The 21855-nt window shown below is 68.9% G+C and carries 22 protein-coding genes and 1 tRNA gene; 14 read left to right on the top strand and 9 right to left on the bottom strand.

Annotated features, from left to right (window positions below; all coding sequences use genetic code 11):
- From A5694_RS05080 to A5694_RS05090, 3 genes are read right to left on the bottom strand one after another with little or no spacing between them, the layout of a single operon-like run.
- Positions 1-1119 carry a bifunctional RNase H/acid phosphatase gene (locus A5694_RS05080; RefSeq protein ID WP_064920764.1) on the bottom strand — a complete coding sequence of 373 codons (1119 nt, stop codon included), beginning with the start codon at positions 1117-1119 and terminating at the stop codon, positions 1-3.
- 9 nt (positions 1120-1128) lie between these two features.
- Positions 1129-1863: a zinc ribbon domain-containing protein gene (locus tag A5694_RS05085; protein WP_064920765.1), complete on the bottom strand. Its 735-nt coding sequence runs from the start codon at positions 1861-1863 to the stop codon at positions 1129-1131.
- The gene (locus tag A5694_RS05090; protein WP_064920766.1) at positions 1860-2993 is read right to left on the bottom strand and encodes a Nif3-like dinuclear metal center hexameric protein; all 1134 of its coding nucleotides are present in this window, start codon (positions 2991-2993) and stop codon (positions 1860-1862) included. Before A5694_RS05090 ends, A5694_RS05085 begins: the two co-directional genes overlap by 4 nt.
- A gap of 53 nt (positions 2994-3046) precedes the next feature.
- Between A5694_RS05090 and A5694_RS05095 the strand changes: the two genes are divergently transcribed.
- The 5 genes from A5694_RS05095 to A5694_RS05115 all read left to right on the top strand — a co-directional run bounded on the left by A5694_RS05095 (position 3047) and on the right by A5694_RS05115 (position 6826).
- Positions 3047-3718, top strand: coding sequence for an HAD-IA family hydrolase (locus A5694_RS05095; RefSeq protein ID WP_064920767.1), 672 nt, complete (start codon positions 3047-3049; stop codon positions 3716-3718).
- Positions 3711-4205, top strand: coding sequence for a low molecular weight protein-tyrosine-phosphatase (locus A5694_RS05100; RefSeq protein WP_064920768.1), 495 nt, complete (start codon positions 3711-3713; stop codon positions 4203-4205). The genes A5694_RS05095 and A5694_RS05100 overlap by 8 nt, the downstream gene beginning before the upstream one ends.
- On the top strand, positions 4205-5044 hold the full coding sequence (locus tag A5694_RS05105; protein WP_064920769.1) for an SURF1 family cytochrome oxidase biogenesis protein: 840 nt from the start codon (positions 4205-4207) through the stop codon (positions 5042-5044). Before A5694_RS05100 ends, A5694_RS05105 begins: the two co-directional genes overlap by 1 nt.
- Before the next feature lie 80 nt (positions 5045-5124).
- Positions 5125-5934, top strand: a complete 810-nt coding sequence (locus tag A5694_RS05110; RefSeq protein WP_064920770.1) for an oxygenase MpaB family protein — start codon at positions 5125-5127, stop codon at positions 5932-5934.
- 31 nt (positions 5935-5965) lie between these two features.
- Complete coding sequence (locus A5694_RS05115; RefSeq protein ID WP_064920799.1) at positions 5966-6826, top strand: LLM class F420-dependent oxidoreductase; 861 nt, start codon at positions 5966-5968, stop codon at positions 6824-6826.
- 2 nt (positions 6827-6828) lie between these two features.
- Here the strand turns inward: A5694_RS05115 and fadD8 are convergent, their stop codons facing one another.
- A complete protein-coding gene (fadD8, locus tag A5694_RS05120) occupies positions 6829-8421 on the bottom strand; it encodes a fatty-acid--CoA ligase FadD8 (protein ID WP_064920771.1) in 1593 nt (530 codons plus the stop codon).
- 110 nt (positions 8422-8531) lie between these two features.
- Here fadD8 and A5694_RS05125 point away from each other — a divergent pair, with 110 nt between their 5' ends.
- Complete coding sequence (locus A5694_RS05125; RefSeq protein ID WP_064920772.1) at positions 8532-8948, top strand: ArsR/SmtB family transcription factor; 417 nt, start codon at positions 8532-8534, stop codon at positions 8946-8948.
- 6 nt (positions 8949-8954) lie between these two features.
- On the top strand, positions 8955-9161 hold the full coding sequence (locus A5694_RS05130) for a hypothetical protein (RefSeq protein ID WP_064920773.1): 207 nt from the start codon (positions 8955-8957) through the stop codon (positions 9159-9161).
- A gap of 266 nt (positions 9162-9427) precedes the next feature.
- Here the strand turns inward: A5694_RS05130 and A5694_RS05135 are convergent.
- The 4 genes from A5694_RS05135 to A5694_RS05150 form a co-directional block, all read right to left on the bottom strand.
- Positions 9428-9502, bottom strand: a tRNA-Val gene (locus A5694_RS05135).
- Between the two features lie 51 nt (positions 9503-9553).
- A complete protein-coding gene (locus A5694_RS05140) occupies positions 9554-10015 on the bottom strand; it encodes a peroxiredoxin (protein WP_064920774.1) in 462 nt (153 codons plus the stop codon).
- A complete protein-coding gene (locus A5694_RS05145) occupies positions 10015-10437 on the bottom strand; it encodes a DUF3052 domain-containing protein (RefSeq protein WP_064920800.1) in 423 nt (140 codons plus the stop codon). Before A5694_RS05145 ends, A5694_RS05140 begins: the two co-directional genes overlap by 1 nt.
- A 66-nt stretch (positions 10438-10503) precedes the next feature.
- Positions 10504-11091, bottom strand: a complete 588-nt coding sequence (locus tag A5694_RS05150) for a hypothetical protein (protein WP_428844257.1) — start codon at positions 11089-11091, stop codon at positions 10504-10506.
- Positions 11092-11283: 192 nt separating this feature from the next.
- Between A5694_RS05150 and aceE the strand changes: the two genes are divergently transcribed.
- The 7 genes from aceE to A5694_RS05185 all read left to right on the top strand — a co-directional run bounded on the left by aceE (position 11284) and on the right by A5694_RS05185 (position 20963).
- Positions 11284-14073 carry a pyruvate dehydrogenase (acetyl-transferring), homodimeric type gene (gene aceE / locus A5694_RS05155; protein WP_064920776.1) on the top strand — a complete coding sequence of 930 codons (2790 nt, stop codon included), beginning with the start codon at positions 11284-11286 and terminating at the stop codon, positions 14071-14073.
- 52 nt (positions 14074-14125) lie between these two features.
- The gene (locus tag A5694_RS05160; RefSeq protein ID WP_064920777.1) at positions 14126-15436 is read left to right on the top strand and encodes a PucR family transcriptional regulator; all 1311 of its coding nucleotides are present in this window, start codon (positions 14126-14128) and stop codon (positions 15434-15436) included.
- Between the two features lie 184 nt (positions 15437-15620).
- A complete protein-coding gene (locus A5694_RS05165) occupies positions 15621-16541 on the top strand; it encodes an ACP S-malonyltransferase (protein WP_082952512.1) in 921 nt (306 codons plus the stop codon).
- 81 nt (positions 16542-16622) lie between these two features.
- Positions 16623-16925 (top strand): meromycolate extension acyl carrier protein AcpM, encoded by a 303-nt coding sequence (gene acpM, locus A5694_RS05170; RefSeq protein ID WP_064920779.1) that lies wholly within the window; start codon positions 16623-16625, stop codon positions 16923-16925.
- Positions 16926-16927: 2 nt separating this feature from the next.
- Entirely contained in the window at positions 16928-18181 is a 1254-nt protein-coding gene (gene kasA / locus A5694_RS05175) for a 3-oxoacyl-ACP synthase KasA (protein WP_064920780.1), read from the top strand.
- Between the two features lie 36 nt (positions 18182-18217).
- Entirely contained in the window at positions 18218-19486 is a 1269-nt protein-coding gene (gene kasB, locus A5694_RS05180; RefSeq protein ID WP_064920781.1) for a 3-oxoacyl-ACP synthase KasB, read from the top strand.
- Between the two features lie 55 nt (positions 19487-19541).
- Complete coding sequence (locus A5694_RS05185; protein ID WP_064920782.1) at positions 19542-20963, top strand: acyl-CoA carboxylase subunit beta; 1422 nt, start codon at positions 19542-19544, stop codon at positions 20961-20963.
- A gap of 100 nt (positions 20964-21063) precedes the next feature.
- Here the strand turns inward: A5694_RS05185 and A5694_RS05190 are convergent, their stop codons facing one another.
- A complete protein-coding gene (locus tag A5694_RS05190) occupies positions 21064-21813 on the bottom strand; it encodes an SDR family oxidoreductase (protein WP_064920783.1) in 750 nt (249 codons plus the stop codon).
- Between the last annotated feature and the right edge of the window lie 42 nt (positions 21814-21855).

Consider the following 21855-nt stretch of genomic DNA (forward strand, 5'->3'; position numbering starts at 1 on the left):
CTAGAGGTAGGCGGTCTGGTTCACCAACCGCACCGACGCAGGACCGTCGCCGAAGAACTCGGCGATGCTCAACGACGCCAGATCCAGGTGCAGCCGGTAGAGGATCGCCGGGCCGGCGTCCAGCGCCAGCCGCAGCAGGGTCTTGATCGGCGTCACATGCGAGACCACCAACACGGTGGTGCCGCCGTGCGCGGCGATGATCCGGTCGCGCGCCCGCGTCACCCGCTTTTGCACCGCGTCGAAACTCTCCCCCTCCGGCGGCCGCGTGGAGGTGTCCTTGAGCCAGCGCCGGTGCAGGTCGGGATCGCGGGCGGCCGCCTCGGCGAAGGTCAGGCCCTCCCAGGCCCCGAAGTCGGTTTCGGTCAGGTCCTCATCGACGGTCACGTCCAGGTGCAGCAGCTTCGCCGCCGCGGTGGCCGTGTCATAGCAGCGCTGCAGCGGCGAACTGATCACCGCGGCGATGCCCCCGCGCTCGGCGAGATAGCGCGCCGCCGCGTCGGCCTGTGCCCGGCCGATCTCGGTCAGCGGCGGGTTGCCCCGCCCGGAGTAACGCCGCTGCACCGACAGTTCGGTCTGCCCGTGCCGCAGCAGCAGCAGGCGGGTGGGCGTGCCGGTCGCGCCTGTCCAGCCGGGTGCCGTTGGCGCCGCAGGCTTCTCGGCTTCCTCTCGGTCCACTTCCGCGGGTTCGGCCAGGGCCAGCTCCTGAACGGCCGGTGCGGCCGCCGCATCCATCGCCTGGTTGGCCAGCCGGTCGGCGTACGAGTTCTTCTCCCGCGGAATCCAGCTGTAGCGGACGTGGTCGAATTTCGCGGCCAATTCACGGGCCTGCCGGTGCAGCGGGATCAGGTCCGGGTGCTTGACCTTCCACCGGCCGGCCATCTGTTCGACGACCAGCTTGGAGTCCATGAACACCGCGACCTCGGCGGCGCCCAACCGTGCCGCCTCGGTCAAACCGGCGACCAGGCCACGGTATTCGGCCACGTTGTTGGTGGCCACGCCGATCGACTCCCTGGCTTCGGCCAGCACCTCGGCGCGATCCGCGGACCACACCACCGTTCCGTATCCGGCCGGGCCCGGATTACCGCGCGACCCGCCGTCGGCTTCAACAATGACCTTCATCCGCGCGTACTAACCGAAGTCCTTGACCCGCAACAGGATCGCACCGCACTCCGGACAGCGCAGCACCTCCTCCGGCGGAGCCGCAGAGATCCGCGCCAGCTCGCCGCGGTCGATCTCGATCCGGCAGGCCCCGCACTGCCCGCCCCGCAGCGGTCCGGCGCCGACGCCGCCGGATGCCCGCTGCCGCTCATAGAGTGCCAGCAGCTCGGCGTCGATCGCGGCGGCCAGCTCGTCCCGGCTCGCTGCACGCTGGGCACGGGTGGTCTGGAGCTCGGCCGACGCGGTGTCCAACGTCTGCTGCACCCGGGCCAGGTCGGCGGCGAGTCCGTCGACCGCAGCCGACTCGGCGCTCGCCTGGGCCTGCAGCTGCTCACGCTGTTCGAGCAGCTCCAGCAGCGAGTCCTCCAGGCTGGCCTGCCGCCGCTGCAGCGTCTCCAGCTCGTGCTGCAGGTCGACGACCTGCTTGGCGTTGGTCTGCCCCGAGTCCAGCAGGGCGCGGTCGCGGTCCTCCCGCTGGCGCACCGCGTCGATCTCCGCTTCGAAGCGGGCGGCTTGGCCGTCCAAGTCCTCCAGCGCCAGCTGCAGCGCCGCCAGCCGGTCGGATGCGGCCGTGTGATCGGCCTGGATGCGCTGCAGGTCCTGCTGCTCGGGAAGATGACCGGCCCGATGCGCGATCCGGGCCAGCTCAGCATCCAGCTCCGACAACTCCAGAAGCGAGCGTTGCTGTGCCACTTCAGCTTTCATCGTCGGTCTCCTTCGCACGCGAGGTTCCAGGGGTCGGTGCGCAGCCCGCTGACGCGTACCGGCAGGGCCGCACCGAAGTGCGAACGGAGCACCTCGGCGGCTTGCGCGCACCACGGGTATTCACTGGCCCAGTGCGCCACATCGACCAGCGCCACCGCCGACCGGCGGGAGTGCTCGTCGGCCGGGTGGTGGCGTAGATCGGCGGTGACGTAAGCCTGGGCGCCGGCCGCGGCCGCCGCAGCCAGCAGTGAGTCCCCGGCGCCGCCGCAGACCGCGACCCGCGACACCGGCAGGTCCGGATCCCCGGAGGCGCGCACCCCCCAGGAGGTCGCTGGCAGCCCGGCGGCAACGCGGGCGACGAAGGCGCTCAGCGGCTCCGGCGCCGGCAGGGTGCCGATCCGGCCGATCCCGACTCCGGCGGGCAGCGGCTGCAGGGCGAAGACGTCATACGCGGGCTCCTCATACGGATGTGCCGCCAGCAGCGCCGAGCGGACCTGCGCGCGGGCCCGGGCCGGGGCCACCACCTCGACCCGGTCCTCGGTGACGCGCTCCACCGCGCCCACCCGGCCGATCGTCGGCGCCGCCCCGTCGCCCGGGAGGAACTGCCCGGTGCCCGTCACGCTCCAGCTGCACTGTGCGTAGTCGCCGATATGACCGGCGCCGGCCGCGAACACCGCGGCCCGCACCGCCTCGGCATGCTCGACGGGGGTGTAGATCACCCACTTGTCGGTGTCGGGATTTCGCGCGGCCGGGTCCAGCACGGCGTCCACGGTCAGCCCAAGCGCGTCCGCCAGCGCATCCGACACCCCCGGGGCGGCCGCGTCGGCATTGGTATGGGCGGTGAACAGGGCACGTCCGGAACGGATCAGCCGGTGTATCAGGGAACCCTTGGGCGTGCTCGCCGCCACCGTGTCCACCCCCCGCAGCAGCAGCGGGTGATGGGCCAACAGCAGGCCGTTCTCGGGGACCTCGTCGACCACCGCCGCCGTCGCGTCGACGGCGACCGTCACCGAACTCACCACGTCGTCGGGGTCGCCGCACACCAGGCCGACTGAATCCCAGGAGTGGGCCAGTTCCGGCGGGTAGGCGGCATCCAGCACGTCGATGACATCAGCCAGCCGCGCGGTCACACTCCAAGACAGTAGTGCGCCACCCGGCGGGCCCGCCGCGCACGTCGGGGACAATGGGCCCCGTGACGCGCACGACCACTGCCACCGCCGAACTGGTGATCTTCGACCTGGACGGCACCTTGACCGACTCCGCGGCCGGGATCGTCGCCAGCTTCCGCCACGCGCTGGATCACATCGGCGCGCCGGTGCCCGACGGTGATCTGGCCCAGCGGCTCGTCGGCCCGCCGATGCACCACACACTGGCCGCCATGAGCCTCGGCGAGCAGACCGAAGCGGCGATCGCCGCCTACCGGGCCGACTACACCAGCCGCGGCTGGTTGATGAACACCGTGTTCGACGGCGTCGCCGCGCTGCTGGCCGACCTGCGGGCCGCCGGGGTCCGGTTGGCGGTGGCCACCTCCAAAGTCGAGTCGACCGCGCGCAAGATCCTGGCCCACTTCGGGCTTGACGGGTTTTTCGAGGTCGTCGCCGGCGCCAGCGCCGACGGCGCCCGGGCGGCCAAGTCCGAGGTGCTGGCCCACGCGCTGCACCAACTGGGCCCGCTGCCCGACCGGGTGGTGATGGTGGGCGACCGGCGTCACGACGTGGACGGCGCGGCGGCCCACGGTATTGACACCGTGCTGGTCGGCTGGGGCTACGGCCAGTCCGATTACGACGACACCGAGACCGGCCCGTTCTCCCGCGTTCAGACCGTCGCCGAGCTGCGGGAGGTGCTCGGTGTCTGAACCGGCGCTGCATGTCACGTTCGTCTGCACCGGCAACATCTGCCGCTCCCCGATGGCCGAGAAGATGTTCGCCCACCAGCTCGCCCAGCGCGGTCTGAGTGAGCTGGTGCGGGTGACCAGCGCCGGCACCGCGGACTGGCATGTCGGCAAGGGCGCCGACGAGCGCACCAACCGGGTGCTGCGCGACAACGGCTATCCGGTGGACCACCGCGCCGCCCAGGTCGGCGCCGACCACATGGCGGCCGATCTGGTGGTGGCGCTGGGGCGCAACCACGTCGGGCTGCTCCAGGGGCTGGGCATTCCGGCCGAGCGGATCCGGATGCTGCGGTCCTTCGATCCGCGCTCCGGGGCGGCGGTCCCCGACGTCGACGACCCGTATTACGGCGGTCACGACGACTTCCTGCAGGCGTTCACGGTGATCGCGGCCGCGCTGCCCGGCCTGCACGACTGGGTCGACGCACAACTGGCGTCCGGCGAGGGCGGCTGATGCGGCGCCTGGCCTTCCTCCTTCGCCCGAGCTGGCTGGCCCTGGCGTTGGTGGTGGTGGCCTTCGCCTATCTCTGCTTCACCGTGCTGGCGCCGTGGCAACTGGGCAAGAACACCGCCACCTCGCGCGCCAACAGCCAACTCGAGCGCGCGCTGACCGCGGAACCGGTGCCGCTGACAACGTTGCTGCCACACCAGGATTCGTCGGCACCCGATGCGCAGTGGCGGCCGGTCACCGCCACCGGGCGCTACCTCCCCGAGGCACAGGTGCTGGTGCGGTTACGGCTGGTCGACGGGGTACCGGCCGTCGAGGTGCTGACGCCGTTCGCGGTCCGGGGCGGGCCGACCGTACTGGTCAACCGCGGCTATGTGCGCACCGACGACGGCGGCACCCGGATGCCGCAGATTCCGCCGCCGCCGGACACCCAAGTCACGATCACGGGGCGGCTGCGGGATTCGCAGGCGCCGGCTAAGAATCCGTTCAGCGAGAACGGATTCCGCCAGGTGTACTCGATCAATACCGAGCAAATTGCGGCATTCACCAAGGTTCCGCTGACCGGCTCCTACCTGCAGCTGGTCGAGGACCAGCCGGGTGGGCTGGGGCTGATCGCGCTCCCGCGCCGCGATGCCGGGCCGTTCTTGTCCTACGGGATTCAGTGGATCGCGTTCGGGATCCTGGCCCCGATCGGCCTGGGCTATTTCGCCTACGCCGAGGTGCGCGCCCGCCGGTCGGAGCGAGCCGACACCGGGTCCGATGCCGGTGCCGCCGCGGCCGACGAGCCCGCCCCGCCGATGACCGTCGAGCAGAAGCTGGCTGACCGGTACGGGCGCCGCCGCTGAGCCACTCGCTGTCAGAACCGCCCGAGTGCGGCGTATTCGTCCCGGTATTCGGGCATACTCGCACCCATGGAGCAGCCCCGATGAGACGGGCCACCAGAGTCGTCGACCTGCTGAATCCCGCGGCGATGCTGATGCCGGCCGCCAACGTGATCATGCAGCTCTCGCTGCCCGGCGTCGGCTACGGCGTGCAGGAGAGCCGGGTGGACAGCGGCAATGTCTACAAGCATCCGTTCAAGCGGGCCCGCACCACCGGCACCTACCTGGCGGTGGCGACCATCGGCACCGACCACGACCGGGAGGTCTACCGCGCTGCGGTGGACACCGCGCACCGGCAGGTGCGGTCCACGGCCGAAAGCCCGGTGCGCTACAACGCGTTAGACCCCGCGCTGCAGCTGTGGGTGGCGGCCTGCCTGTACCGCTACTTCGTCGACCAGCACGAGTTCCTGCACGGCCCGCTCGACGACGCCGCCGCCGATGCGGTCTACGCCGACGCCAAGAAGCTGGGCACCACCTTGCAGGTCCGCGATGAGATGTGGCCGAAGGACCGCGCGGCGTTCGACGAGTATTGGAAACGCTCGCTCGACGCGCTGCGCATCGATCCCCCGGTGCGTGAGCATCTGCACGGGGTGGCGTCGATGGTGTTCCTGCCTTGGCCACTGCGGCTGGCCGGCCCGCTCAACTTGTTCGCGACGACGGGGTTCTTGCCGCCGGAGTTTCGCCAGCTGATGCAGCTGGACTGGTCGGCGTCGCAGCAACGCCGGTTCGAATGGCTGCTGTCCGCGCTACGAGTGGCCGACCGGCTGATCCCCCACCAGGCATGGATATTGGGGTACCGGGCGTACCTGTGGGACATGCGTTTTCGGGCCCGCAACGGTATGCGCGTCGTCTGACCCGCCGGCACCATGCCATCCTGGGGAGATGGTGAACATCGCGGGTGTGGGGATCTGGAGTGCGCCGCTGCGTTACGGCGATCAGGGCGAGGCCGCCGACGCGGCCGCCGAACTGGAGGAGTTGGGATTCGGAGCGCTGTGGATTCCCGACGTCGGCGGTCCGGTGTTCGACGCGGTGCGCAATCTGCTGTCGGCCACCCGGCGAGCGGTCATCGCCACCGGCATCCTGAACCTGTGGATGCACAGCCCGGCCGAGGTGGCGGCATCGTATGCAGCGCTGACCGCGGCCCACGGGGATCGATTCCTGCTCGGCATCGGTGTCAGCCACGCCCCGCTGGTAGACGCCGGCGATCCCGGGCGGTACCGGCGGCCGCTTCGCGCCATGAGCGAGTTTCTCGACGGGCTTGACACCGCCGACATCCCCGTCCCGGCCGAGTCCCGGGTACTGGCGGCGCTGGGCCCGAAAATGCTGCAGCTGGCCGCCTCCCGCAGCCGCGGCGCCCACCCCTACCTGACCACCCCCGAGCACACCCAGTATGCGCGCGAACAGCTCGGTGCGGGCCCGTTGCTGCTGCCCGAGCAGACCGCGATCTTGTGCTCCAGCCGCGACGAAGCCCGCGCGATCGGCACCAAATGGCTGGGCAGCTACCTCGCGCTGCCCAACTACGCCAACAACCTGCTGCGGTCAGGTTTCTCCGAGGACGACATCGCGCAAGTCAGCGACCGGCTGTTCGACGCGATCATCGCCTGGGGGACCCCGGAGGCCGTGCTCAGCCGGGTCGCCGAGCACCAGGCCGCCGGCGCCGACCACGTCTGCGTGCAGCTGTTGGATGCCGACCCGCGCGGGTTCCCGCGGGAGCAGTGGCGGCAGCTGGCGGCGGCGCTGGGCTGATCTCAGCCGACGGAACGTGCTGAGCCGGACCAGAATTGGGCGCGCACCGCCTTCTTGTCCGGCTTACCCAGCGCGGTCACCGGCAGCGATTCAGTGACGATGACCTGCTTGGGTGATTGCACCGACCCCTTGCGCTCTTTGACCGCGGACTGGATCTCGGCAGTCATCGCGGCGATGGCGGCGGCATCGCTGTCGACACCGGGACGCAGCACCACCACTGCGGTCACCGCCTCGCCCCACTTCTCGTCGGGAGTGCCGATCACGCACACCTGGGCCACCGACGGATGCTCGGCGATGACATCTTCGACCTCGCGGGGGAACACGTTGAAGCCGCCGGTGACGATCATGTCCTTGGTGCGGTCGACGATGTAGTAGAACCCGTCTTCGTCCTCGCGGGCCAGGTCGCCGGTGTGCATCCAGCCGCCGGAGAACGTCTCGGCGGTGGCCTCCGGAAGGTTCCAGTAGCCGCCCGACAGCAGCGGACCGGACACGCAGATCTCCCCGACCTCACCCTGAGCCACCGGGTTGCCGTCGTCACCGAGCAGCGCCACCCGGGCGAACAGCGTCGGGCGGCCGCAGGAGGTGAGTCGCTTCTGGTCGTGGTCGCCCTTGGCCAGGTAGGTGATCACCATCGGCGCCTCGGACTGACCGTAGTACTGGGCGAAGATCGGGCCGAAGCGGTCGATGGCCTCCTGGAGCCGGACCGGGTTCATCGCCGAGGCGCCGTAGTACACCGTCTCCAGCGACGACAGGTCGCGGGTGTGCGAATCGGGGTGATCCAGCAGCGCGTAGATCATCGACGGCACCAGCATGGTGGCGGTGATCTTCTGTTCCTCGATCACCCGCAGCACCTCGGCGGGATCGAACTTGGTCAGCACCACCAGCTGCCCGCCCTTGACGATCGTCGGCACGAAAAACGCTGCGCCGGCATGTGACAGCGGGGTGCACATCAAAAACTTCGGGCGCTCGGGCCATTCCCACTCGGCGAGCTGAATCGTCGTCATCGCGGTGATGGATGCGACGGTGCCGATCACGCCCTTGGGTTTTCCGGTGGTGCCGCCGGTGTAGGTGAGGCCGCCGATGTGGTCTGCGGCCAGGTCCGCGGGCACCAGCGGTTGCGGCTCGTACTTGGCGGCTTCGGCCGCCAGGTCGACGGCCTTGCCCTCGAGCTCCGGCGGCACCGGCCCGATGGTCAGCACCTGCCGCAACGTCGGCACCTTCTCCAGCAGGCCCACCGCGCGCTCCACGAAGGCCGGGGTGGGGTCGATGATCAGCGAGCTGACCTCGGCGTCGGCCAGCACGTAGGCGTGGTCGTCGAGTGACCCCAGCGGGTGAAGTGCGGTGCGCCGATGTCCGCGGATCTGCCCCGCGCCGATGATCATCAACACCTCGGGACGGTTCAGCGACAGCAGGCCGAACGTGGCGGCACCGAGCCCCTCGAACGCCTGGATGTACTGGCTGATGCGCTCGGCGAGCTGGCCACCGGTCAGCGTGGTGTCCCCCAGCGCCAGGACCGGGTTGTCCCGGTGGCGCTTGAGGGCGCCCACGGTGAGATGCCCGGAGTGGACTGGGTGGCGCAAGGACGGCGTCGACATGGAGTTCCCTCGGCTAGGTGCGCTAACGGTTTGTCGCTGGGGAGATTAACTCCCCGCCGGCCGGGCGGCGGGGTTGACATACCACCGCGCCCAAGAACTACTATTTGCGTATGCATGCAGATACGGGTGCAACGGACCGGCTGCCGGACGATCAGGTCGGCCTGATTGTCGAAGTGTTCCGAATGTTGGCTGACGCCACGCGAGTTCAGGTGCTGTGGGCGCTGACCAGCCGGGAGATGTCGGTCAATGAACTCGCCGAACACGTCGGCAAACCGGCTCCATCGGTCTCACAGCACCTGGCGAAGCTCCGGATGGCTCGGCTGGTGCGCACCCGCCGGGAAGGCACCACGATCTTCTACAGCATGGAGAACGAGCACGTCTGCCAGCTGGTCACCGACGCCGTTTTCAACGCTGAGCACGCGGGTCCCGGGGTACCGCCGCATCACCGTGCCGCCACCAACCTGCCGGCCGGCGCCGGCCAGGCGTTGCCCGCGCTGGGGCAACGAATCATCGAACAAGGGAGATGAGCAGTCATGTCGCACCACAACCACGACCACGACGCGCCGCATGCGCACGAGCACGCCCACGGCGAGGACACACACGTCCACTTGCACGACACGCATGAGCACGACCACGTCGTTCACGACCACGAGCACACCCACGAGGACGGCACCGTGCACAGCCATCCGCATGTGCACCAGGCCGGACTGGAGGATGCGGGCCACGCGCATTCGCACTAAGGCGGTGGGCGCTTAGGCCGATACGACGATCAACACGATGATGATCGCGACGAGCACGGCCAGTCCCGCCCAGAGCACCAGGCCTGGGGAGACCCGGGACCGCCCCGATGGCGTCATCTGCGGGCTGGTGGTCGGCGGGACACCCCACTTTCCCGTCGGTGCTGCACCAGGGGTTTGAGGAGCCGGCGGTGGCGTGGGATCGTCGCCTGGTGTCGGGTTGGTGGTCATGAGTGGCTGCATTGACCGTCCACCGCGGCGTCAAACACTGGTGGGCGCGGACGGTATCGAACCGCCGACCGCTGGTGTGTAAAACCAGAGCTCTACCACTGAGCTACGCGCCCTTGCCTCGGGCAGGTTACCCGGCGTGATGCCGGGCGCCCAAAACCGCGGAACTACCCTTTCAGCGCGGCCAGGGCGTCGACCCACAGCTGCTGGTCGCGCGCCTCGCCGGGCTGCTTCATCTCGGCGAACCGGATGATCCCGGACTTGTCCACCACGAAGGTGCCGCGGTTGGAGAAGCCGGTGTCGTCGTTGAACACCCCGAACGCCTGGCTGACCGCCCCGTGCGGCCAGAAGTCGGAGAGCACCGGGAATAGGAACCCGCTCTCGGTGGCCCAGATCTTGTGGGTGGGCGGCGGGCCCACCGAAATGGCCAGCGCCACGCTGTCGTCGCCTGTGTAGGTGGGCAGGTGATCGCGCAACTGGTCGAGCTCGCCCTGGCAGATTCCGGTGAACGCCAGCGGAAAGAACACCAGCAGGACGTTCTTGTCACCGCGGAAGCTGCTCAGCGTGACCGGCTGCTGATCCTGGTCTTTGAGGGTGAAATCGGGAGCTTCGGTACCGACTTCCAACATCAGCGCTTTCCCGTCCGTGATTTGGGTTGAACCAATCGACTGGCGCTCCAGTCCCCGAGATTGACCGACGAGGTCGGCATCAGGCCGGCGGTCGGGGCCGCCTCGGCGATCTCGGCGGGTTGCACGTGCCCGGACCGGCCGGTCTTGGGCGTGAGCACCCAGATCACGCCGTCGTCGGCCAGCGCGGTGATCGCGTCCATCAGGGTGTCCACCAGGTCCCCGTCGCCGTCGCGCCACCACAGCAGCACCACGTCGACCACCTCGTCGGTGTCTTCGTCGAGCAGTTCGCTGCCGCAGGCCTCTTCGACGTCGGCACGGATGTCGTCGTCGGCGTCGTCGTCCCAGCCGAACTCCTGGACCAACTGCTTGCTCTGGATGCCCAGTTTGCGGGCGAAGTTCGGGGCGTTATCCGCCGCGACCACCGTGTGACCTCCTTCGATCATCAGCGCGCCGTGTATTGGGCATCATCGTTGCACAGCACCGGGCACTTAGAAGGCTCGGCACAGCTGCATTCCCTTCTCCCTCGCCCGGTTCAATTCGTCTTTGCGGGAGTTGTACACCGAGACCGGCGCCTTGGTCGAAATCGCGTTCGCCACGCCCCGGGCGGCTTCGGCATACGTGGTGAACGCGTCCTTGAGCTCTGCGGACAGCTTTTCGTTGATGGCGCCGGCCACCTCGTCGGCGCTGTGGTTGAGCGCCTCGACGGCCGGCCCGGCGGTTCCGGGGATGTCGCCGCCGTTGTTGAACGCCTCCACGTACTTGTTCACGGTGTCCACGGCGTCGCTGCTGCTCGAGGCGAATCTGCCGCATGCCCCGCGCACGGCCTGGGTGGTCATCGACTGCTGGCGCTGGGTCTCGCGAATACTCGAGGTCGCCTCCGAGGCCGACACCGACGCCGAGACCGAGGAGCGGTAGGCCGGCGCGGCCGACGTGTCCGCCTGAGGGTTCCCACCGATGATGCTGGTACAGCCGACGACGCCCATCGCGACCGCCGCGGTTCCACCAGCAACCAGCGCACCCAGCCGGGCGTGTCGCCGCGCCCGCCCACGCGGGACGGTCCGCCATCCGGTCAGCACAACCTCAGACGTTACCGCGTAGCGGCGCGCGGGCCGAGATCAACCCACCCCCCACCTGTCACTCACCCACCGCCGGTCCCGGGCCAGGTGGGGCAGGATAGAAAAGACGGGGCCGACGAAGCGATCGGTCCGGTGTCGTTCTGGCCACAAGCCGGGAGACACGTCTTCACCTCCAAACCAAGGAGTAATGCGTTGACCACTGAGGCCGTGCGCCAGGATCTGGGTAAAAAACCAAGCGGCACAAGCGAATCCGATCGTGTCCGGGTGATCCGCGAGGGGGTGGCGTCTTACCTCCCCGACATCGACTCCGAAGAGACCGCCGAATGGCTGGAGTCCTTCGACGAACTGCTGGCCCGGTCGGGCCCAGCCCGCGCCCGCTACCTGATGCTGCGGCTACTGGAACGCGCCGGAGAGCAGCGGGTCGCGATTCCGGCGCTCACCTCCACCGACTACGTCAACACCATTCCGACCGAACTGGAGCCCTGGTTCCCCGGCGACGAGGACACCGAGCGCCGTTACCGTCGGTGGATCCGCTGGAACGCCGCGGTGATGGTGCACCGTGCACAGCGCCCCGGGGTCAGCGTCGGCGGGCACATCTCGACCTACGCGTCGTCGTCGACGCTGTATGAAGTCGGGTTCAACCACTTCTTCCGCGGCAAGAACCACCCCGGCGGCGGAGACCAGGTGTTCATCCAGGGCCACGCCTCCCCCGGCATCTACGCGCGGGCATTCCTGGAGGGCCGGCTGAGCACCCACCAGCTCGACGGCTTCCGCCAGGAGCACAGCCACCCCGGCGGCGGCCTGCCGTCCTACCCGCACCCGCGGCTGATGCCCGACTTCTGGGAGTTCCCCACGGTGTCAATGGGGCTGGGTCCGATGAACGCCATCTACCAGGCCCGGTTCAACCACTATCTGCATGACCGCGGCATCAAGGACACCTCCGACCAACACGTGTGGTGCTTTTTGGGCGACGGCGAGATGGATGAGCCGGAGAGCCGCGGGCTGCTGCATGTCGGCGCACTGGAGGGCCTGGACAACCTGACGTTTGTGATCAACTGCAACCTGCAGCGCCTGGACGGCCCGGTGCGCGGCAACGGCAAGATCATCCAGGAGCTCGAATCGTTCTTCCGCGGGGCGGGCTGGAACGTGATCAAGGTGGTCTGGGGCCGCGAGTGGGACGCTCTGCTGCACGCCGACCGAGACGGCGCCCTGGTCAACCTGATGAACGTCACCCCCGACGGCGACTACCAGACCTACAAAGCCAACGACGGCGGTTACGTGCGGGAGCACTTCTTCGGCCGCGACCCGCGCACCAAGGCGCTGGTCCAGGATCTGTCCGATCAGGACATCTGGCACCTCAAGCGCGGCGGGCATGACTACCGCAAGGTCCATGCGGCCTACCGGGCGGCCGTCGAGCACAAGGGCCAGCCGACCGTCATCCTGGCCAAGACCATCAAGGGCTACAGCCTGGGCAGCTACTTTGCCGGTCGCAACGCCACCCACCAGATGAAGAAGTTCCGGCTGCAAGACCTCAAGGACTTCCGCGACGAGATGCGGATTCCCATCTCGGACGCCGAACTCGAGGACAACCCGTATCTGCCGCCGTACTACCACCCCGGCGAGGACGCCCCGGAGATCCGCTATCTGCTGGACCGCCGGCGCAGCCTCGGTGGGTTCGTACCGCAGCGCCGCACCCAGGCCCGCCCGTTGCAGTTGCCCGGGTCCGAGGCCTACGCGGCGGTCAAGAAGGGATCGGGCACCCAGGAAGTGGCCACCACCATGGCCACCGTGCGGGTGTTCAAAGAGTTGTTGCGGGACAAGCAGATCGGCCCGCGCCTGGTGCCGATCATCCCCGACGAGGCGCGCACGTTCGGGATGGACTCGTGGTTCCCGTCGTTGAAGATCTACAACCGCAACGGGCAGCTCTACACCTCCGTCGACGCCGATCTGATGCTGGCCTACAAGGAAAGCGAAGCCGGCCAGATCCTGCACGAGGGAATCAATGAGGCGGGCTCGACGGCCTCCTTCACCGCGGTCGGGACGTCGTATGCCACCCACGACGAGCCGATGGTCCCGATCTACATCTTCTACTCGATGTTCGGTTTCCAGCGCACCGGCGACGGCCTGTGGGCGGCCGCCGACCAGATGGCGCGCGGTTTCGTCCTGGGCGCCACCGCGGGCCGCACCACGCTGACCGGCGAAGGCCTGCAGCACGCCGACGGGCACTCACTGCTGCTGGCCAGCACCAACCCGGCGGTGGTCTCCTACGATCCCGCGTTCGCCTTCGAGATCGCCCACATCATCGAGAGCGGCTTGGCGCGCATGTACGGCCCCGACCCGGAGAACGTGTACTTCTACGTCACTCTCTACAACGAGCCCTACGTGCAGCCGCCCGAACCGGACGGCTTCGACCCTGACGGACTGCTGCGCGGCATCTACCGCTATCAGCAGGCCACCGGGTCCGGGTCCCATACCGCGCAGATCCTGGCCTCGGGCGTGGCGATGCCCGAGGCGCTGCGCGCCGCCGAGCTGCTGGCCGCCGACTGGGATGTGGCCGCCGACGTGTGGTCGGTGACCAGCTGGGGTGAGCTCAACCGCGACGGCGTGGCGGTCGAACGCGAGCGGCTGCGCCACCCGGACCGGGAGCCCGGGGTGCCATATGTGACCCAGGCACTGGCGGATGCGACCGGGCCGATCATCGCGGTCTCGGACTGGATGCGCGCGGTGCCCGAGCAGATCCGGCCCTGGGTGCCCGGCAACTACGTCACCCTGGGCACCGACGGGTTCGGCTTCTCCGACACCCGCCCGGCCGCGCGGCGCTACTTCAACACCGACGCGGAGTCGGTGGTGGTCGCGGTGCTGGCCGCCCTGGCCCGCGACGGGGCCATCGAGGCATCGGTCCCGGCCACGGCCGCGACCCGCTACGAGATCGACGACGTGCTGGCCGCCCCGGAGCAGACGTCCGATTCGGGTGTCGCCTGACCGACGCTGCTCCTTGTTGGGAATCGCCAGAAATCAGGCGTAGCTTTTAGGCATGGCTGACAACAGCACGGGTGGTCCGGTCCTGCCGCGGTCCACGCTGGATCTGCTGAGCACGGTCCCGGACACCCTGCTGCGCAGGCTCAAGCAGTATTCGGGCCGGCTGGCCACCGAGGCGGTGTCGGCGATGGGCGAACGGCTGCCGTTCTTCGCCGACCTGGAGGCCTCCCAACGCGCCAGCGTCGCGCTGGTGGTGCAGACCGCCGTGGTCAACTTCGCCGAATGGATGCATGATCCGCACGGCAACGTCAGCCACACCGCGCAGGCCTTCGAGCTGGTGCCCCAGGAGCTGACCCGGCACATCGCCCTGCGCCACACCGTGGACATGGTGCGGGTCACCATGGAGTTCTTCGAGGAGGTCGTGCCGATGCTGGCCCGCTCCGAGGAGCAGGTGACCGCGCTGACGGTGGGCATCCTCAAGTACAGCCGCGACCTGGCCTTCACCGCCGCCTCGGCCTACGCCGACGCCGCCGAGGCGCGGGGCACCTGGGACTCCCGGATGGAGGCCAGCGTGGTGGACGCCGTGGTGCGAGGTGACACCGGTCCGGAGCTGCTGAGCCGGGCGGCGGCCCTGAACTGGGACACCACCGCACCGGCCACCGTCGTGGTGGGCACCGCGCCGCCCGGCCCGGATGCCTTCTCCGGCCAAAAGGCCAGTCAGGACGTCCGCGACGTCGCCGAACGCCACGGCCGCGCCGCGCTGACCGACGTACACGGCACCTGGCTGGTGGCGATCGTGTCCGGCCCGCTGTCACCGACGCAGAAGTTCCTCGCTGACCTGCTGGGCGCGTTCTCCGACGGGCCGGTGGTGATCGGCCCGACCGCACCGACACTGACCGCGGCCTACCACAGCGCCAGCGAGGCGATCTCCGGGATGAACGCCGTGGTCGGCTGGACCGGAGCCCCGCGGCCGGTGCTGGCCCGCGAGCTGCTGCCCGAGCGGGCCCTGATCGGGGACCCCGCGGCGATTGCGGCCCTGCACACCGACGTGATGCGGCCCCTGGCCGAGGCCGGGCCGTCCCTGACCGAAACGCTGGACGCCTACCTGGACTGTGGCGGCGCGATCGAAGCCTGCTCCCGAAAGTTGTTCGTTCATCCAAACACTGTCCGCTACCGACTCAAGCGGATCGCGGACTTCACCGGTCGCGACCCCACCCAACCGCGCGACGCCTACGTGCTGCGGGTGGCCGCCACCGTCGGCCGGCTGGCCAACCAGGCCCAGCAAGCCAGCTTCAGCAGCGCATCGGTGACATACGTCACCCAACCGGCGGCCGCGGCCGTACCCGACGAGCATCAGGTCGGCTGAGGCGGGCATGGCGGCGTGCCCGGGGAGGCTTCCGGCCAGCTGACGCCGGCCGGCGGTTGTCGCAGGACGGTATCGAAGATGTCGCATAAGAGGACAGTTTTGTAGGACCTCCACAAAAACATAAGACAATGTTCATAATCTAGGACATCCTGCAAAACGCGCTTCACAATGTTCTCTTAAAGACGTGATTGCGTTGCTCGCTCCCGGACAGGGATCGCAGACCCCCGGCATGTTGTCGCCGTGGCTCGAGACGCCGGATGCCGGTGAGGCTCGAGCCCAGCTGGCCGCATGGTCGACCATCAGCGGCCTGGATCTCGTCGCGCTGGGGACCACCGCAACCGCCGAGGAGATCACCGACACGGCGGTCACCCAGCCGCTGGTGGTGGCGGCAACGCTGCTCGCCTACGCCGAGCTGGCCAAGCGCAGGAACAACGCGGACCTGGGCGATGTCATCGTGGCCGGCCACTCCGTCGGCGAGATCGCCGCCTACGCCATTGCCGGCGTGCTCTCCCCCGACGACGCCATCATGCTGGCCGCCATCCGCGGCCGGGAGATGGCCAAGGCCTGCGCACTCGAGCCGACCGGCATGGCGGCCGTGCTGGGCGGCGACGAAGCCGAGGTGCTGGCCCGCCTCGAGCAGCTCGACCTGACCCCGGCCAACCGCAACGCTGCCGGCCAGATCGTCGCCGCCGGCCCCGTGCCCGCCTTGGACAAACTCGCCGAGGACCCACCCGCCAAGGCGCGGGTGCGTAAGCTGGCGACCGCGGGGGCGTTCCACACGCAGTACATGGCTCCCGCGTTGGAGGCCTACTCCGCCGCGGCGGCCCAGGTCACCACCGCAGAACCCACCGCCACGCTGTTGTCCAACCGCGACGGGCAGCCGGTGGCCTCGGCGGCTGAGGCGATGGATCACCTGGTCGCGCAGCTGACCCGGCCGGTGCGCTGGGACCTGTGCACCGAGACGCTCCGTTCTCGCGGAGTGACGGCGATCGTGGAATTCCCGCCCGCGGGAACCCTGGCCGGCATCGCCAAACGCGAACTTCGGGGGACACCGACGCACGCCGTCAAGTCCCCCGCGGATCTGGACGGGCTCCCCGAGTTCTAGGCCCGCTTCCAAAGCTGCACAACCAGATACGCAGTTATCAACCCGCACACCCCGTGCGGAACCAACCGAAGGGAACACACTGTGCCTGCCAGTCAGGAAGAAATCATCGCCGGTCTCGCCGAGATCATCGAAGAGGTGACCGGTATCGAGCCGTCTGAGGTCACCGTCGAGAAGTCCTTCGTCGACGACCTGGACATCGACTCGCTGTCCATGGTGGAGATCGCCGTGCAGACCGAGGACAAGTACGGCGTCAAGATCCCCGACGAAGACCTCGCCGGTCTGCGCACCGTCGGCGACGTGGTCGCCTACATCCAGAAGCTCGAGGCCGAGAACCCCGAAGCTGCCGCCGCGCTGCGCGAGAAGTTCTCGTCGGAAAGCAACTGACCGTGTCCACGAAGCCTTCGACGGCCAACGGCGGTTACCCCAGTGTGGTGGTAACCGCCGTTGAGGCCACCACTTCAATCGCGGCGGACGTCGAGAGCACGTGGAAGGGCCTGCTGGCCGGAGAGAGTGGGATCCACGTCCTCGAGGACGAGTTCGTCACCAAATGGGATCTGCCGGTCAAGATCGGCGGCCACCTGAAGGACCCGGTCGACGACCACATGGGCCGGCTGGACATGCGCCGCATGTCCTACGTCCAGCGGATGGCCAAGCTGCTCAGCACCCGCCTATGGGAGAACGCCGGCTCGCCGGAGGTGGACCCGGACCGGTTCGCCGTGGTGATCGGCACCGGCCTGGGCGGCGGCGAGAAGATCGTCGAGACCTACGACCTGATGAACGAGGGCGGCCCCCGTAAGGTGTCGCCGCTAGCCGTTCAGATGATCATGCCCAACGGCGCCGCTGCGGTGGTCGGCCTGCAACTGGGCGCCCGCGCCGGGGTCATCACTCCGGTATCGGCCTGCTCGTCGGGTTCGGAGGCGATCGCCCACGCCTGGCGGCAGATCGTCATGGGTGACGCGGACTTCGCGGTCTGCGGCGGTGTCGAGGGCGGCATCGAGGCGCTGCCGATCGCGGCGTTCTCGATGATGCGCGCGATGTCGACCCGCAACGACGACCCCGAGGGCGCCTCGCGGCCGTTCGACAAGAACCGGGACGGGTTCGTGTTCGGCGAGGCCGGCGCGATGATGATCATCGAGACCGAGGAGCACGCCAAGGCTCGCGGCGCCAAGCCGCTGGCGCGGCTGATGGGTGCCGGGATCACCTCCGACGCCTTCCACATGGTGGCGCCGGGGCCTGACGGCAAGCGGGCCGGCCGGGCGATGACGCGGTCGCTGGAGCTGGCGGGTCTGTCCGCCAAGGACGTCGACCACATCAATGCGCACGGGACGGCGACTCCGATCGGCGACACCGCCGAGGCCAACGCGATTCGGGAAGCCGGTTGCGAGCACGCCGCGGTGTACGCGCCCAAGTCGGCGCTCGGCCACTCCATTGGTGCGGTCGGTGCGCTGGAGTCGGTGCTCACGGTGCTCACGCTGCGTGACGGGGTCATCCCGCCGACGCTGAACTACGAGACGCCGGACCCCGAGATCGACCTCGACATCGTCGCGGGCGAACCCCGTTACGGCGACTACAAGTACGCCATCAACAACTCATTCGGATTCGGTGGGCACAACGTCGCGCTCGCCTTCGGGCGGTACTGATACACCGGTACCAAGAGAGGGAAGTTCGCTACAGCCATGTCAACGCTGGCCACAGGAAACGGTTTACCCAACGTCGTCGTTACCGGTTTTGCATTGACGTCGCCGTTGGCCGCGGATGCGGAAGAGACCTGGAAGCGGCTACTGGACGGCCAGAGCGGCATCCGCAAGCTCACCGATTCGTTCGTCGACGAGTATGACCTGCCGGTCCGCATCGGCGGGCATCTCGTCGAGACGCCCGAGTCCTTCGACGAAGGGCTCAGCCGGACCGAGCTGCGCCGGTTGTCCTACCTGCAGAAGGTGGCGCTGGTGATGGGCCGGCGGGCCTGGGAGCACGCCGGCTCACCCGAGGTCGACACCACGCGCCTGATGGTGTCGGTCGGCACCGGGCTCGGCTCCACCGAGGAGCTGGTCTTCGCCTATGACGGCATGCGGGAACGCGGGCTCAAAGCGGTCTCGCCGCTGGTCGTGCAGAAGTACATGCCCAACGCCGCGGCGGCCACCATCGGCCTGGACCGCCAGGCCAAGGCCGGGGTGCTGACGTCGATCTCGGCCTGTGCGTCCGGGTCCGAAGCCATCGCCCGGGCCTGGCAGCAGATCGTGCTCGGCGAAGCCGACATCGCGATCTGCGGTGGCGTGGAGCAGCGCATCGAGGCGGTGCCGATCGCCGGCTTCGCGCAGATGCGCATCGTGATGTCGACGAACAACGATGACCCGGCTGGGGCGTGCCGCCCGTTCGACCGTGACCGCGACGGGTTCGTGTTCGGTGAAGCCGGTGCCCTGATGGTGATCGAGACCGAAGAGCACGCGAAGGCGCGCGGCGCCAACATCATCGCGCGGCTCATGGGTGGCGCGATCACCTCCGACGGCTACCACATCGTGGCACCCGACCCGAATGGCGAGCAGGCCGCTCACGCGATGAAGCGGGCGATCGAGTTGGCCGGACTGACCCCGGGCGACATCGACCACATCAACGCCCACGCCACCGCGACGACGGTCGGTGACGTCGCCGAGTCCCACGCCATCGATAACGCCCTGGGCAAGGGCGGCGGGAACGCGGCGGTCTATGCGCCCAAGTCGGCGCTGGGCCACTCGGTGGGGGCGGCCGGTGCGGCGGAATCCATCCTGACCGTGCTGACGTTGCGCGACCAGGTCATCCCGCCCACGCTCAACCTGGCGAATCTCGACCCCGAAATCGATCTGGACGTGGTGGCCGGCGAACCCCGGCCGGGCAACTACCAGTACGCGATCAACAACTCGTTCGGATTCGGCGGGCACAACGTCGCGCTCGTCTTCGGCCGGTACTGACGGCCATTAACCGGCCCCGCAGCGGCATAAGCATCAAACGACAAGGAGAGGCGCGATGACGACCATGGTTCCCGAGACGGTGGGCGAATCACTCGACCCGCGCGATCCGCTGCTGCGGCTGTCGACGTTCTTCGACGACGGAACCGTGGAACTGCTGCACGAGCGGGACCGTTCGGGAGTGCTGGCCGCTGCCGGCGAGGTCAACGGGGTGCGCACCATCGCGTTCTGTACCGACGGCACCGTCATGGGCGGGGCGATGGGTATCGACGGCTGCGACCACATCGTCAACGCCTACGACACCGCGATCGCCGAGCAGAACCCGATCGTGGGCCTGTGGCACTCCGGCGGAGCCCGGTTGGCCGAAGGGGTCCGCGCCCTGCACGCGGTGGGGCGGGTCTTCGAGGCCATGATCCGGGCTTCGGGCTATGTCCCGCAGATCTCGGTGGTGGTCGGTTTCGCCGCCGGCGGTGCCGCCTACGGCCCGGCCCTCACCGACGTCATCGTGATGGCCCCGGAGGGCCGGGTGTTCGTCACCGGCCCCGACGTGGTGCGCAGCGTCACCGGTGAGGACGTCGACATGGCCGCGCTGGGCGGCCCGGACACCCACCACAAGAAGTCGGGCGTGTGCCACATCGTCGCCGACGACGAGCTCGACGCCTATGAGCGGGGCCGCCGCCTGGTCGGGTTGTTCTGCCAGCAGGGGCATTTCGACCGCAACAAGGCCGAGGCCGGCGAGATCGACCTGCACGCGCTGCTGCCGGAGTCGGCGCGCCGCGCCTACGACGTGCACCCGCTGGTGCAGGGGCTGCTCGACTCGGACGCGCCGTTCGACGAGTTCCAGGCCAAGTGGGCGCCCTCGATGGTGGTCGGGCTGGGCCGGTTGTCGGGTCGCACCGTCGGCGTGCTGGCCAACAACCCGCTGCGGCTGGGCGGCTGCCTGAACTCCGAAAGCGCCGAGAAGGCGGCACGTTTCGTGCGGCTGTGCGACGCGTTCGGGATTCCGCTGATCGTGATCGTCGACGTGCCGGGCTACCTGCCGGGCGTCGGTCAGGAATGGGGTGGCGTGGTGCGCCGAGGCGCCAAGCTGTTGCACGCGTTCGGTGAGGCCACCGTCCCGCGGGTCACCCTGGTCACCCGTAAGACCTACGGCGGGGCCTACATCGCGATGAACTCGCGGTCGTTGGGCGCCACCAAGGTGTTCGCCTGGCCGGACGCCGAGGTCGCGGTGATGGGCGCCAAGGCCGCGGTCGGCATCCTGCACAAGAAGAAGCTGGCCGCCGCGCCCGACCACGAACGCGAAGCGCTGCACGAGGAGCTGGCCGCCGAGCACGAGCGGATCGCCGGTGGCGTGGACTCCGCCATCGACATCGGGGTGGTCGACGAGAAGATCGACCCGTCGCACACCCGCGGCAAGATCACCCAGGCGTTGGCCGAGGCCCCCGCGCGGCGCGGGCGCCACAAGAACATCCCGCTGTAGGCAGTTCCCTTCCCTTCCTCCTTGCCGCGAGCGTGCGTGTTGGCCCGGCGGCACGCCGGCAGCGGTGTGCAAGTGTGCACGCTCGCGGCGCTGACCGGGCTCACCGCGTGGTGTAGCCGCCGTTGGCGAAGAGGGTCTGCCCGGTGATCCAGTGGCCGCCATCGAGCAGGAACACCACCAGCGGCGCGATGTCCTCGATCCGGGTCAAGCGGTTGCCCATCCCCTGCGACTTGTGGAACTCGACGCGCTCCGGGGTCTCCTGCGGGTAGAAGAACGGGGTGTCCATCGGCCCCGGCGCGACACTGTTGACATTGATGCCCCGGGTGCCGAACTCCTTGGCCGCCGCGCGGGTGAAGTGCTCCACGGGGCTCTTGGAGCCCGCGTAGGTCGAGTATCCGTCGGTGAAAGCGCCGAGCAGTGCGGTCACGATCGTGACCACCGAGCCGTTGTCGTTGAGCCGCTTGCCGGCCTGCTGCAGAAAGAAGTAGGCGGACTTGGCGTTGATGTCGAACATCGAATCGTATTCGGCCTCAGAGGTTTCCAGGATCGGCTTGCGCAGCACCTTGCCGACGGTGTTGACCGCGAAGTCCACCCCGCCGAACGCGTCCGCCGCGGCGTCAAACAGCGCGGTGACGTTGGCCGGGCGGGTCAGGTCACCCTGCACCTTGATGGCCTTGGCGCCAGCCTCCTGCACGGCCGCGACGGTCTTGTCGGCGTCGGCTTCGGAGCTGTCGCTGTTGTAGTGCACCGCGACATTGACGCCGCTACGCCCCAGCGTGGTGCTGATCAGTCCGCCGAGGTTCTTGGCCCCCGCCGCCACCACCGCGGATCTGCCCGCAAGATTGCTCATGGTCGTCCCTCCTGTCTCCTGCCACGAACGTAACCCGGCCAT

It is taken from the genome of Mycolicibacter sinensis, assembly GCF_001667945.1.
In the GTDB taxonomy this organism is placed as follows: Bacteria; Actinomycetota; Actinomycetes; order Mycobacteriales; family Mycobacteriaceae; genus Mycobacterium; species Mycobacterium sinense_B.